Origin of the sequence: Kribbella sp. NBC_00382 (assembly GCF_036067295.1) — a bacterium.
In the GTDB taxonomy this organism is placed as follows: Bacteria; Actinomycetota; Actinomycetes; order Propionibacteriales; family Kribbellaceae; genus Kribbella.
In genome coordinates, this window is sequence record NZ_CP107954.1 from 834,854 (window position 1) to 848,537 (window position 13,684).

Annotated in this window: 11 protein-coding genes; 5 read left to right on the forward strand and 6 right to left on the reverse strand. The window is 68.5% G+C overall.

The genetic code is table 11. The annotated features are described in order from the left end of the window. Window positions 1–245: 245 nt before the first annotated feature. Entirely contained in the window at window positions 246–770 is a 525-nt protein-coding gene (locus OHA70_RS04160) for a hypothetical protein (RefSeq protein ID WP_328328689.1), read from the forward strand. Then, window positions 770–2,224 carry a multicopper oxidase family protein gene (locus OHA70_RS04165; protein WP_328328691.1) on the forward strand — a complete coding sequence of 485 codons (1,455 nt, stop codon included), beginning with the start codon at window positions 770–772 and terminating at the stop codon, window positions 2,222–2,224. The genes OHA70_RS04160 and OHA70_RS04165 overlap by 1 nt, the downstream gene beginning before the upstream one ends. Here OHA70_RS04165 and OHA70_RS04170 read toward each other — a convergent pair. Both OHA70_RS04170 and OHA70_RS04175 read right to left on the reverse strand, forming a co-directional pair. Next, window positions 2,221–2,754, reverse strand: a complete 534-nt coding sequence (locus tag OHA70_RS04170) for a TetR/AcrR family transcriptional regulator (protein ID WP_328328693.1) — start codon at window positions 2,752–2,754, stop codon at window positions 2,221–2,223. The two genes, OHA70_RS04165 and OHA70_RS04170, sit on opposite strands and share 4 nt — an antisense overlap. Beyond that, complete coding sequence (locus OHA70_RS04175; RefSeq protein WP_328328695.1) at window positions 2,751–4,184, reverse strand: MFS transporter; 1,434 nt, start codon at window positions 4,182–4,184, stop codon at window positions 2,751–2,753. The genes OHA70_RS04170 and OHA70_RS04175 overlap by 4 nt, the downstream gene beginning before the upstream one ends. A gap of 149 nt (window positions 4,185–4,333) precedes the next feature. Between OHA70_RS04175 and OHA70_RS04180 the strand changes: the two genes are divergently transcribed. Continuing rightward, window positions 4,334–4,777 carry a cupin domain-containing protein gene (locus OHA70_RS04180; protein WP_328328697.1) on the forward strand — a complete coding sequence of 148 codons (444 nt, stop codon included), beginning with the start codon at window positions 4,334–4,336 and terminating at the stop codon, window positions 4,775–4,777. After that, on the forward strand, window positions 4,777–5,637 hold the full coding sequence (locus OHA70_RS04185; RefSeq protein WP_328328699.1) for an NAD-dependent epimerase/dehydratase family protein: 861 nt from the start codon (window positions 4,777–4,779) through the stop codon (window positions 5,635–5,637). The genes OHA70_RS04180 and OHA70_RS04185 overlap by 1 nt, the downstream gene beginning before the upstream one ends. Here the strand turns inward: OHA70_RS04185 and OHA70_RS04190 are convergent. From OHA70_RS04190 to pdxR, 3 genes are all read right to left on the reverse strand, one after another. Next, window positions 5,604–7,202, reverse strand: coding sequence for an aminotransferase-like domain-containing protein (locus OHA70_RS04190; protein WP_328328701.1), 1,599 nt, complete (start codon window positions 7,200–7,202; stop codon window positions 5,604–5,606). The two genes, OHA70_RS04185 and OHA70_RS04190, sit on opposite strands and share 34 nt — an antisense overlap. Before the next feature lie 750 nt (window positions 7,203–7,952). Further along, window positions 7,953–9,731 carry a S1C family serine protease gene (locus OHA70_RS04195; protein ID WP_328328703.1) on the reverse strand — a complete coding sequence of 593 codons (1,779 nt, stop codon included), beginning with the start codon at window positions 9,729–9,731 and terminating at the stop codon, window positions 7,953–7,955. 202 nt (window positions 9,732–9,933) lie between these two features. Further along, window positions 9,934–11,373, reverse strand: a complete 1,440-nt coding sequence (pdxR, locus tag OHA70_RS04200) for a MocR-like pyridoxine biosynthesis transcription factor PdxR (RefSeq protein ID WP_328328705.1) — start codon at window positions 11,371–11,373, stop codon at window positions 9,934–9,936. A 76-nt stretch (window positions 11,374–11,449) separates the two neighbouring features. Here pdxR and OHA70_RS04205 point away from each other — a divergent pair, with 76 nt between their 5' ends. Beyond that, complete coding sequence (locus OHA70_RS04205; protein WP_328328707.1) at window positions 11,450–12,736, forward strand: FAD-binding oxidoreductase; 1,287 nt, start codon at window positions 11,450–11,452, stop codon at window positions 12,734–12,736. On the opposite strand, the gene OHA70_RS04210 is transcribed toward OHA70_RS04205, so the two are convergent. Then, complete coding sequence (locus OHA70_RS04210; protein WP_328328709.1) at window positions 12,720–13,670, reverse strand: helix-turn-helix transcriptional regulator; 951 nt, start codon at window positions 13,668–13,670, stop codon at window positions 12,720–12,722. The two genes, OHA70_RS04205 and OHA70_RS04210, sit on opposite strands and share 17 nt — an antisense overlap. Window positions 13,671–13,684 lie beyond the last annotated feature (14 nt).

A 13,684-nucleotide genomic window follows, 5' to 3' on the forward strand; every position in this document is an offset into this window, starting at 1 on the left:
CTTACTCGGCAGAACCAGACCGAGCGTGGCGAGCCCTCCGGGCCCGTCGCAGCGCCTCTCGACCTGGACCCCGATCTTACTGACCGAGACACCCGAACTCACCATCGCTGCCCAACTATTGAGATTACCCGCCAGTACCTGAGATCGGCCCGGCCTAGGTAATGGCGTGGCTGAGATGGGCAGTCACCACCGATGACCCGTCAGGACTCCCCCGATGACTCTTGGATGAGTCTGAAGGGGGAGCCATGATCAAGAGAGTCGTGGCGCTCGGGGTGGTCGTGAACTACGTGACCGGCTGGGTGCTGCATTACGTCTACCTGCCTGACCAGCATGTCGCGGCGGGTGCTGTCGGCAGGCATGAGGGGCACGGGAGTCACGCCGCTGCTGAAAGCCATGAGTTGAGTCCGCTGGTGCATTTCCTGCGAGATTCGACTCTCGCGTTGCCGGTGACGATCGCAGTGCTGCTGGTCGCCGCTCTCGCGGTCCGCGCAGTCTGGCGCGACGACACCGGCCGGGCGCGGATCGCGTTCGCCGCCGCGGCCGCGGTCGTCGCTGGGGCGGCCAGCGTTCCCGAAGTACTGGCGCATGGGTGGCTGTTCGACGAGCAGGTCGCTGGGGTCTCGCTGGCCTCGCACCTGACCGGCGTCGCCCTCGTCACCGTTCGCTACACGTTCGCGCTCACCTTGGTCGCCGCCGTCCTGTTCGGCGTGCCCTGGCGAGCATCCCGCAGTACCGCCCGAGTCGGTCTGCCCGTTCACGGAGAAGCATGATGCCCAAGAGAAGAGACGTCCTGAAGTTCGGTCTGCTGGCCGGAGCGGCCGCGGCGCTACCGGTCGAGCGGCTGACCAGCGCGTTCGCCCAGCCCGCGACCGCCGCGGCATCGGCCGCGCCAACGATCAAGCTCTTCGAGACCCAGCTGGTGGTTCCGCCGGTGCTCAAGCCGACGCACACCATCGCCGGTACCGACTACTACGACATCACCATGCGGGTCGCGCAGCAGGAGATCATCCCGGACCTGGAGACCACCATCTGGGGCTACAACGGGATCTTCCCCGGCCCGACGATCCGCGCCCGCCGGAACCGCCCGATCGTGATCCGCCAGCACAACAAGCTGCCGAGCGAAGCGGCGGTCCACCTGCACGGCGGCAACGTCCCGTCCAGCTCGGACGGCCTTCCCGGCCAGGAGATTGCCCCCGGCAAGGACCGGCACTACCTCTACCCGAACCGCCAGCAGGCCACCACGCTCTGGTACCACGACCACGTCCACCACCACGAGGCCTTCAATACCTATCAAGGGCTTACCGGGCTCTATCTGATCACCGACCCGGCCGAGGACAAGCTCGGCCTGCCGAGTGGCAAGTACGACGTACCGCTGGTGATCCAGGATCGTTCCTTCAACGCGGACGGGTCGTTCCGGCTGCCCGATCCCAACCTCGGTGAATTCGCCGGTGAGGTTGCCGTGATCAACGGCCGGCCGAGCCCGCGCTTCACCGTCGAGCAGCGGCGCTACCGGTTCCGGCTGCTCAACGGCTCATCCGCGGACTGCCTGCACGAACTCACACTGGGCTCGGGCGACACCATGCACGTGATCGGCACCGACGGCGGCCTGCTCGCCGTACCGGTTGCCGTCAGCAAGTTGCCGCTGGCACCGTCCGAGCGGGCCGAGGTGATCGTTGACTTCAGCAAGTACCCGGTCGGCTCGCAGATCGTCCTGAACAGCTCCGTCTTCGGTACGCCGATGCAGCTGCTCCGCTTCGATGTCGTGAAGTCTCACAGTGGTCACCCGAAGCTGCCCAGCAAGCTGGTCCCGATCCAGCGGCTGAAGGAGTCGCAGGCGAAGGTCCATCGCGACTTCCAGCTCAACCTGGACAAGGCGCGCGGTGAGATGGTGATCAACGGCAAGAGCTTCGACCCGGACCGGATCGACATCCGGCCGAAGCTCGGCAGTACCGAGGTCTGGACGATCTTCAACGGCGAGACCCCCGACCTCCCGATCCCGCACGTCTTCCACACCCATCTGGTCCGGTTCCAGATCCTCGACCGCGACGGCAACCCGCCCGCGCCGTTCGAGTCGGGCTGGAAGGACAGCGTCACGGTGATGCCCGGCGAACGCGTCCGGATCATCATGCGCTTCGCCGACCACCCCGGCCGCTTCCTCTACCACTGCCACCTGCTCGGCCACGCCGACGCCGGAATGATGGCCACGATGTTCGTGACGCCCTAGGTGATGAGCGCTTGAATGGCGGGGGCGTAGAGGTCGGCGATCAGGGAGGGGTCGGCCGTGGCGGTCGGGCCCTCCTTGTCGACGGCGATGGTGGCGCCGAGGCCGAGGAGCTGGGCGACGATCAGCTCGGCCCGTACCGCCGTGTGGTCGCCGGTGAGCCGCTCGGCGAACGCGCGCACGACCTGGTCGCGGAAGTGTTCGCGGAGCAGTTTGCGTTCGTCGCCGACACCGATCGCAAAGATCACCCGCAGCAGCAGGTCCGTCTCGGTCTCGCGGCGCCAGCGGACCAGGGCCTCGACAGCATGCCGACCGAGCTCGGCATCCGGCGCCGCCAGCAACAAGGTGGCGGCGTCGCTGAAGTCGGCCACCCGGTCGAAGAGCGCTTCCTTGCCGCCGAAGTGCTTGATGATCAGCGAGGCGCTGACGTTGGCGTCCTTGGCGATCCCGCGCAGGGTGACCGCGTCATAGGGCTGGCGGGCGAAGGCGCGGCGGGCTGCCTTGAGGATGGCGGGGCGGCTGGCGTCGGTCACGTCGTCCGGCCTGCCTCGGCCAGCTCGGGGTGCCTCGCCGGTACTGCGCGGCGCGCCGGGATCAGCAGCGTCAGGCCGACCGCGACCAGCGCGCAGATGCCCGCGATCACGAAGACGATCAGGTACGCGTGCAAGGTCGGCGCGGTGACACCTTCATGAGTGGCGACCACGTTGGTCAGCACTGTCACCACGATGGCGCTGCAGACCGCCTGGCCGATCGTGCGCATCAAAGTGTTGAGGCCGTTCGCCGCGGCCGTTTCGGTCACCGGCACAGCATGCATGATCAGGGCGGGCAGTGCCGAATACGCCACGGCGGTTCCGGCCGCGACCACTGTGGCACCGACCACGATCGCGGCCAGGTTCTCGCTGGTGAACAGCCGGACGAGGTACCCGAGCGCCATCAGCCCGGACGCCACCGCGAGCGTGAACCGCGGCCCGCGAGCCTTCGAGAGTCGTGCCGAGACGGGCGAGAGCAGCACCATCGCGACGCCACCCGGCAACAAGCACAGCCCGCTCACCACGATCGACGCGCCGAGGCCGTAGCCGGTCGACTTGGGTTCCTGCACGAGTTGCGCAGTACTGAGTGAGTTGGCGTAGAACGCGAAGCCAATCAGCAGAGCCGCCAAGTTGGTGAACAACACGGCCGGCCTCGCGGAGACGCGCAGATCCACCAACGGCGTCTTACTGCGCAGCTCGTACCAGCCCCAGAGCGGCACGATCGCCAGGGCACCGACGAACAACCCGACCGTCGCCGGCGAACCCCATCCCCAGGCGCTCCCCTTCGACACCGCGAGCAGCAAGCAGACGAGGAAGCCGCTCAACCCCAGCGCACCCAGTGCGTCGAACCGCCCGCTGCTGCGCAGTTTCGACTCGGGGACGACGAGCAGCACGGCCACGATGTTGAGCAGCCCGAGCGCGAGGCAGATCCAGAACATCGTGTGCCAGTTCAGGTACTCGACCACGAGCGTCGCGGCGGGGATACCGAATGCGGCGCCGACCCCGAGCGTCGAACTCATGATCGCGATCGACGGGATGACGCGGTCCGGCGGGAGCTCGTCGCGCAGGATGCTGATGCCGAGCGGTACGACGGCGACCGCCGCGCCCTGGAATCCGCGGCCGAGGATCAGTACCGGCAGGAGGGAGCTGATGGCGCAGAGCAGCGACCCGAGGACCATCGACGCGAGCGCGATCAGCAGCACCTTGCGCTTGCCGTACATGTCGCCGGCGCGGCCGAGCAGCGGCGTGAAGACCGCGCCGGTCAGCAGCGTGACCGTGACCAGCCAGCTGACGTCGGCCGGCTTGCTGTGGGTCAGCGCGGGGAGCTGCGGCAGCAGCGGTACGACGATCGTCTGCATGACTGCGACCAGAACACCGCACGAGGAGAGCACGGCCAGGACGAGGCGTGGGTGAGCGGCGGGACGGACGGTCAACGGGGGTCCTCACGAGGCAGGGGTAAACACTTGTTCACCCCAATCGTAAACGATCGTTCATCTTTGCCGGCTGCCGTCTCAAGTGGACCAGCAGAACGAGCTCGAAGTGGACCAGTCGAATGGTCCGGAGGCCGAATAGCTTGGCGAGTATGACGAACAAACTGACGATGCTGCTCGACATCGTGCCGCCGATGGTCCCGGCCGGCGCGGAGGTCATGACGATCACCAATGAGCTGCCACCCGGCGACCCGGGCGCGGCGCCGCACCGGCACTCGGGACCGGTCTTCGGGTACATGCTCGAGGGCGAGATCCTGTTCGAGCTGGAGGGCGAGGACCCGTACGTGATCAAGGCCGGCGAGGCGTTCTGGGAGCCCGGCGGGGACGTCATCCACTATCAGGCGGCCAACAACTTGCCCGACCGCCAGAGCAAGTTCGTCGCCGTCATGATCGGCGTCCCCGGCGAGCCGATGCTCACGTTCGTGGACGCCGAAGAACTCGCAGCCCGGAGGGATCGACGCGGAGCGCCGCGAGGCACCGAGCAGAGCGCGGTCTCAGGCGCCGGCGCCGCTCCCAGCTCGGAGGCTGGGCGCTGATGCGGGTGTTCCTGGCCGGTGCGACCGGGGCGGTTGGGCGACTGCTTGTGCCTGAGTTGGTTGCGGCGGGACACGACGTCACGGGGTTGATCCGGCGGCCTGAGGCTGCTGAGGGGCTGCGGAGTAAGGGGGCCGAGTCGGTGCTGGCCGACATCTACGACGCGGCGGCGATTGCGGAGGCTGTTGCGGCGGCCGAGCCGGACGTGGTGATGCATCAGCTGACCGACCTGGCGAACCAGAACTACTCGGCCAACATGGAGATCCGGCGGACGGGCACCCGCAACCTGGTCGACGCGGCGGCGGCTGCCGGCGTACGGAAGGTGATCGCGCAGAGCATCGCCTGGGCCTACGCACCCGACGACGAGGGCGGTGACGAGCCCGCGACCGAGCAGGACCCGCTCGACCTGGGAGCTGATGGTGCTCGGCGGCATACGGTGGCCGCGGTTGCCGCGTTGGAGGACATCGTTGCTGAGGCGCCTGAGTGGGTCGTGCTGCGGTACGGGCTGTTCTACGGTCCGGGGACCTGGTACGCGAAGGGTGCGCTGATGGACGATGCCGTGCGCGCGGGCAAGCTGGCTCCGACGGCTGATGTGACGAGCTTCCTCCACATCGCCGACGCGGCGACTGCCGCAGTACAGGCTCTTGAGTGGCCGACTGGCCCGGTGAACGTAGTCGATGACGAGCCGGTTGCGGGCAGCGTGTGGGTGCCGGCGTTCGCGCGGTCGGTTGGTGCGCCGGAGCCGGCTGCGGTCGATTCCGAGCGGACGCCGTGGGCGCGTGGGGCGGACAATCACTATGCCCGCAAGCACTTGAAGTGGGTGCCGCGTTATCCGTCGTGGCGCTCCGGATTTGTTGCCTGAAGCAACTCTGCGAGGCGGTCGAGGGCCGTTCGCCAGGCGTGCGGCGGTGGAGTGGCGTAGCCGAGGACGAGTGCGGCCGGCTGGCTGTCGTCCTCGGTGTGCCAGTAGCCCATCGTGTGCAGGCCGTGGACCGACAGCCCGCCGTACTGCGCGACGTCGATCAGCCGCCATTCTTCAGCGGCCGATTCGAGCGGGAGCAGGGCGTGCATGCCGGCCGCGATTCCCTCCAGGGGATACGGCCAGACGGCTGCGACACGGTCGGCGAGCTCGGTCCGGCGGCGGCGATACTCCAGCCGGACCTTGCGGATGTGCCGGTCGTAGTCACCGCGGGTGATCAGGTCGGCCATCACCAACTGCTCGATCGAGGAGACGCCGGAGCCGGTACTGATGATTGCGTTGAGCAACGGCTTGCGGAGTACCGGCGGGACGACGAGCCAGCCGAGCCGGACGCCGGGCGCAAGGGACTTGCTCGCGCAGCCGGCGAAGATCACCCGGTCGGGAGCGAGCGCCTGCATCGCACCGACCGGCTGCTGGTCGTACCGGAACTCGCCGTCGTAATCGTCCTCGACGACGAACCCGTCCCTGGCCCACTCGACAAACCTCATCCGCCGCTCCGGAGCCAGTACCGCACCCCGCGGATGCTGATGAGCCGGCGTCAACACGGCAACCTGCCCTTGTACGTCATCCGGATCCGCGCCTGACGCATCAACTGCCAACGGGCTGACCTCCAGCCCCGCCGCCTGCACCAGCCTGCGATGCCGCCCCAACCCCGGATTCTCCATACTGACTCGATCGACCCCGAGCTCCCGAAACATCCTTGCCAGCAAGGCCAGTCCATGCGAGAACCCCGCCGTGATCACCACGTCCTCGACCGTCGCATGCACTCCCCGAGCCCGAGCCACATACTCCGCAACAGCCGCCCGAAGCGCCGGCACCCCCGCCGGCGACGGATAGTCAAAGCTCTCGTTACCCGCCTCCGCCAGCACCCGCCGGGTACTAGCCGCCCACATCCGCCGAGGAAACAAACTCAAATCAGGCCGCCCAGCCTGCAAACTAAGCACCCCCGTGGATACGGGACCCGGACGTGAGGCACCAACCGCTAGTCCGGCGATACCGGCGATACCGGCGACGCCGGGGCCGGTGGCGGCGGTGCCGGTGGCGCCGGTGCCGGTGGCGCCGGTGCCGGTGACGGTGGCGGCGGTGACGGTGGCGGCGGTGCCGGTGGCGGCGGTGGCGGCGGTGCCGGCGCCGATGGTGGCGGCGGCGGCGGCTGCTGCGGCGGTGGCGGCGGCGGCGGTGTTTACTGCGGCTACCTGCGTACCCGCTCCGGGGTTGCCTACCAGCCAACCTTCGGCCACCAGCTGCGAGTAGACCTGTACGACGGTTCCTCGCGCGACTCCGAGATCGCCGGCCAGAGACCTCGTCCCCGGCAGCCTCGTGCCAGTAGCCAGCCGTCCCGACCGGATCGCCTCCCGAAGCGCCTGCTCCAGTCCACGCCCAGTCGGCCGCCCCGGCTCCAACCGCAACTCCAAATGCAGATCGAGTCCCCCGCCAACCTTCTTCACCAGATCAGCCTGGCATGGCGGCAAGCTCGCCGCTTGAGGGGTTAACCCCTCAGCTGATGGGTTGCCCCGTCAGATTCCGATGGGGCAACCCGTCGTTTGAGGGGTTAACCCCTCAAACGTTGGTGCGCATGCGAACGGGCCCGGGCGCTCTGGGGGGAGGGAGCGCGCGGGCCCGTTCGGGGCGGTTCGCCATGCAGATCGAGTCCCCCGCCAGCCTTCTTCACCAGGTCAGCCTGGCATGGCGGCAAGCTCGCCGCTTGAGGGGTTAACCCATGAGCTGGTGGGTTGCCCCGTCAGATTCCGATGGGGCAACCCGTCGTTTGAGGGGTTAACCCCTCAAACGTTGGTGCGCATGCGAACGGGCCCGGGCGCTCTGGGGGCCGTTCGGGACGGTTCGCCGACGGGAGGGGTCAGCGGACCGGGTCGGCGGTCAGGTCAGATGGGTCAGCGGACCGGGCCGGGGGGCATGCAAACGGGCCCGGGCGCTCTGGGGGGAGGGAGCGCGCGGGCCCGTTCGGGGCGGTTCGCCGACGGGAGGGGGTCAGCGGACCGGGTCGGTGGTCGGTTCGGAGGTTGTCAGCGGACCGGGCCGGGGGTGGTGGCGGGCATGCGAACGGGCCCGACGCTCTGGGGGAGGGAGCGCGCGGGCCCGTTCGGGGCGGTTCGTCGACGGGAGGGTGTCGGCGGACCGGGTCGGTGGTCGGCTAGGAGGTTGTCAGCAGACCGGGTGGGTGGTTGGTTCGGTGGGTGTCAGCGGACCGGGCCGGTGGTTAGTTCGATGGTTTTGGTGTGTTGGGTGCCGGACTGGTCGGTCCAGGTGACTGAGACCTTGTCGCCGGGGTGGTGGGAGTTGAGGGCGGTGGAGAGGGCGTCGGGCGAGTCGATCGTCTTGTCGTCGAACTTGGTGATCACGTCGCCGGCTACCAAGCCCGCCTCGGCGGCCTTGCCGTTGGCGATCACGTCGCTGATCACCGCGCCGGCGGTGCCGTTGGCGTTCGAGAGGACCGAGACACCGAGCATCGCGGAGCTGCCGATGTGGACGTTCGCTGACTCCTTGCCGGACTCGATCTGCTTGACGACGTCCATCGCCTGGTTGATCGGTACCGCGTATCCGGTGGTGGTCTGTCCCTGACCCTGCCCCTGACCTTCACCGCCCTGGCCCTGGTCGCCCTGGCCCTGGTCGCCCTGGCCGTTGCCGAAGCCCTGGCCGGGGAGGCCGCTGCCGTCGCCGAACGGTCCGTTCCCGTCACCGAAGCCGGAGCCATTGCCATTGCCATTGCCATTGCCGTAGTCGGTCAGCGTTGCGATCGCGGTGCTGGGAGTCTTGCTGTTGTTGACGTTCGGGTTGTAGCCGGTCTGGGATCCGCTGCCCGGGTTGCTGGTGCCGCCCGCGGTGTCGACGCCGATCACCTCGCCGGCCGAGTTGGCCAGCGGTCCACCCGAGTCGCCGGGCTGGATGTTCGCGTTGGTCTGGATCAGTCCGGCCAGGTTCTCCGGGTTGGTACCGGACTCATCCGTCGCGGTGATCGCCTGGTCCAGCGCGGTCACGGCGCCTGCCGCGTAGCTCGGCGTACCGCCCTTGCCGCCCGCGTTGCCGATGCCGACGACCTGGTCGCCGACCTTCACCTTGGACGAGTCGCCGATCTTCGCCGTCTCCAGCCCGGACGCGTCCTTCAGCTTCAGTACCGCGATGTCGTGCGCCGTGTCGTAGCCGACCACGGTCGCCGTGTACGTCTTGCCGTTGCCCTTGTCGACGACGGAGATCTCGGTCGCACCGGCGATCACGTGGTGGTTGGTGAGGATCTCACCGTCGGACGTCAGCACGATCCCGGTACCGGCCGCCCGAGCGCCCTGGTAACCGAGCACGGTGTTGATGTCGACCAGCCCGGGCGTCACCTTCGCCGCCACCGCAGACGGAGTCATCACCTGCGACATGGTCGAGCTGTTCGCGTTGGAGTGCTGATCGATGCCCCAGGCAACAGACCCCGCGGCGACGACCGCCGCCAGGCCGAGCGCCCCGATCACCATCGGCAGCCGCTTGTGCTTCTTCGGCGCAGTCGCCTGCGGCCCCCACTGCGGCCCGTACGCCGGCGGCCCGTACTGCTGCCCGTACTGCGCCGGCCCGAACTGCCCGTTCCCATAAGGCGCCCCGAAAGGCATCTGCCCGTGATTAGCCTGCACATGAGGCGCCGGGCCGTGTGGTGCCGGCCCCTGAGGCGCATGCCCCTGCGGTGCCTGGCCGCGGGGGGCTTGGCCGTACTGCGGCTGGCCCTGCGGTCCGTTGCCCAGGTATGCCGGGCCGTAGTGCGGCTGCCCGTCCGGCATCCATCCCTGCTGCGGGTACCCCTGTCCTGGCTGGGGATTCGCCGAAGGCTGCGCCGGCCCAGGCGTATGCGCCTGCGGTGCGGGCGGCTGCGGCGCCGGCCCACCGGCCGCCTGCGCGGCACCCTCCGGCTGTACGCCCTCTGTTTGCGCCGGCTGCCGGTTGTCCTGGTTGTCCGGCTCCTGCTGTCCTTCGGTGGTGTTCATTGTCCCGTTGCCTCCTCAGCCCTTCCTGCCTGACAACGAGTAGACATCGGCAGTCTGAGAACTCCATCGACTGAACCGATGAATCACCTGAGAATCCGAAGTGACCTGGCACACGCCCGTGAATTACCGATGAAGAAGCAGTTCGACCACCTTCACAACCGCCTACCGACGGGCTGCCCGACCCGGCTCCACCATGAATGACCTACCTCCGTATCGCGGCGATGGCGTCGGCGAGCAGGTCGATGCCCTCGGCAACATCTCGCTCGGTCAGGCTGCCATAGCCGAAGACCAGACCCTCAGGACCCGCATTCTGCATCCAGTACGGCCGGAGCCCATAGACCCCGACGCCCCGCTCGCGTGCGGCCTGCATCACGTCGCGCTCGGTCAGGTCCGGCGGCAGCCACGTCATCACATGCAGCCCCGCCGACACCCCGATCGGCCGCAGATCCGGTACCTTCTCAGCCAGCTGCCCGACGAGCGCGTCACGCAATGCCCGGTACCGCGGCCGCATCCGTCGCAAATGCCGGTCGAACTCACCCCGGGCCACGAAGTCCGCGAAGGTCAACTGGTCCAGTACCGACGACCCGCGATCGTCCACGAACTTCGCCGCCGCCATCGGTTCGACCAAACGCTCCGGCAGGATCAGCCAGCCCAACCGCAGCCCCGGCGCCAGCGTCTTGCTCGCCGTCCCCGCATACGCCACCCGGTCCGGCGCCAGCCCCTGCATAGCCCCGATCGGCTCCCGGTCATACCGGTACTCCGCGTCGTAGTCGTCCTCGATGATCAAGGCCTCCCGCCGCGTCGCCCACTCGATGAGCGCCGCCCGCGTCGCCGCCGATGTCACCGCCCCAGTCGGGAACTGATGCGCCGCCGTCACCAGTACGACGTCCGCCCCGGACCGCTCGAGCGCCTCGACATCAAGCCCGGCCTCCAGCACCGGTACGCCGACCGCCTCCAACCCAGCCGCAGCTGCAACACCGCGAAGCTCGTCATCCGACGGGTCCTCGACCGCCAACCGCTTGTACCCGGCAGCGGCGAGCACTTGGAGCAGCAACCGCGATCCTTGCGCAAACCCGTTGCAAACAAGCATGTTCTCGGCCCGGGCCGAGGTCCCGCGAACCCGGTTGAGATAGTCGGCCATCGCCTCGCGCAATTGAAGAGCGCCTTGCCCGTCCAGGTAGGCCAGCGACCGGTGCGGCGCCTCGTTCAGCACCTTCCGGATCGACCGCAACCAGGCAGCCCGCGGAAACTGCGTGACGTCCGGCCGGCTGTACCGAAAGTCGATCCGCGGCTGTCCATCAACCTGCTGGGAAACAGCACCTTCCGTCCTGGTTCTAGAAGAAGGTGACGCTAGCTGCTCGCGGACAGCGGCCGGCGCGACCTGGGTGTACCCACCCGCCCGACTGACCAGATAGCCCTCGGCTACCAACTGCTGGTACGCCTCAACCACTACACCTCGCGACAGCCCGAGGTCAGCGGCGAGCGCCCGCGTCGCCGGCATCACCGTATCGGCGCGCAGCAGCCCCTGCCGGATCCGCTCCCGGATCCCACTCTCCAACTGCTGGTGCAACGGTACGGAACCGTCCCGGCGGAGCTCCACCAACAGCTCCCCGGCACCGGAATTGGTCCTGGATCGGCTCATACAACTGGACCTTATCCGGGTACCGCTTCGCTGTCAGGGTGGAGACAACAGCAAATCCACGCAGAGGAGCAGCACGATGACCGCCACCGACACCCTGACCCTGCTGCACCCAGGCGACTCCGGGTACGACGAGGCGCGCACCGTCTGGAACGCCATGGTCGACCGGCGCCCAGCCGCGATCGCCCGCTGCCGTAGTACGGACGAAGTCGCTGCCGCGGTCCGGTACGCCCGGGCCAACGACCTGGAGATCGCCGTCCGCTGCGGCGGGCACAACATCGCCGGGCTCGCGGTCCCCGAGGGCGGCCTGATGATCGACCTCACCCCGATGGGCGACGTCGAGGTCGACCCGGATGCCAAGGTCGCCCGGGTCCAGGGCGGCGCGCTGCTCGGCGAGCTCGACCGCGCCGCTCAGCAGTACGGGCTGGCGACGACGGCCGGCAATGTCTCGCACACCGGCGTTGGCGGACTCACGCTCGGCGGCGGCATGGGCTGGCTGGCCCGGCAGTACGGGCTCGCGTGCGACAACGTCACGGAGTACGAGCTGGTCACCGCCGACGGCGACGTGGTGACAGCCTCTGCACATGAAAACCCGCAGCTGTTCTGGGGGCTGCGCGGCGGTGGCGGCAACTTCGGCATCGTCACCGAGTTCGTCTTCCGGCTGCACCAGATCGGCACCCGCGCACTCGTTGCCGAGTTCACCTATCCCACTACCGAGGCCTTCGAGGTACTCCGGGCCTGGCGCGACCTGAACGCCACGGCCCCACGGCAAGCGACCTTCACCGCGTACGTCAACGGCGACCAGGTCACCATCGGCTTCGTCTGGGTCGGTGCCCCCGGCAACCCGGACGAACTGCTCGCAGCCTTCCGGGCGCTGGGCAACGCGACCAGCGAGTCCGTCGAAGAGATGTCCTACCTCACGCTGCAGACTCGGGACGACAGCATCCAGGGCCACCGCTTCCGCCGGTACTGGAAAGGCCACTACTTCAAGAGCCTGCCGGACGAGGCGATCCGTACGCTCCTCCGCAACCCCGGCATCGGCGCGAGCCTGCAGGCCTACGGCGGCGCGATCTCCGAAGTACCGGATGAGGATGCGGCCTTCAGCCAGCGGGACACGCTGTTCGAGTTCGTCACCGCCACGCGCTGGGAGGACGCCGAGGACGACGCCGAACGCATCGCCACCATCCGCGCGTACGCCGCGACCCTCGACCAGTACGCCGGTGGTGCTTACCTCAACACCTTGAACGGCGAGACCGTGAGCCGCGCCTTCCCGCCCGCCAAGCTGGCCCGCCTGACCACCCTGAAGACCGTCTGGGACCAGGCGAACATCTTCCACCTGAACCAGAACATCAAGCCGGCTTGCTAGTGGTCGCCGCTGTCAGCCGCGCAGCCAGCAGATGCGAGCGCTCGATCAGTTCTGGTGGGTGCTGGATCGTGAAGTCATAGCCGAGCGACCCGGTGTGCATCAGGATCTCGTCGAGGGAGTTGGCGCCGACCTTCAGCAGGCAACTGGTGGCGTCGATCGACTCGACTGTGCCTACGGTGCTGGGGATTCGGTCGGCGATCTGGTCTGCGGGGGCCTGGATGATGAACTCGGCGTGGTACCGGTAGCCGCCTGAAGCGACGCCCTGCATCGTCCGGTCCAACTCGGGTGCTTCGCGGGGAGTGAAGCGTGGGCCGGTGGGGATGCGGGGTTCCAGGCGGTCGAGGCGGAAGGTTCGCCAGTCGTCGCGGTCCAGGTCCCAGGCGACCAGGTACCACCTTCGCCCGGTATGGACGAGGCGGTGCGGCTCCGTAGTACGGACTGTGGAGGTGCCGTCGTGGCTGCGGTAGTCGAAGCGGAGTCGCTGGTGGTCGCGGGAAGCCGTTGCGACGGCCATCACGACCTCGGGCGAGACCGACGCCATGCCAGACGGGGCCACCGCGACCGACTGCAGCAGCCGGACCCGATGGCGCAGTCGCGACGGCAGCACCTGTTCGAGCTTGGTCAGCGCACGGACCGACGACTCCTCGATCCCGGCCACGCTCCCGGACGCGGCCGCGCGCAACCCGATGGCGACGGCGACCGCCTCCTCGTCGTCGAGCAAGAGCGGTGGCAGGGCGGCGCCCGCGCCGAGTCGATAGCCGGCCACACCCGGCAGGGCGTCGACCGGGTAGCCGAGGTTGCGGAGCTTGTCGACGTCGCGGCGTACGGTCCGTACGCCGACGCCCAGCTCCTCGGCGAGCGCGGCGCCGCTCCAGTCGCGCGGGGACTGCAGCAAGGAGAGCAGCTTGAGGAGCCGGGCCGAGGTTTCCAACATGTCCTGCAGTCTGC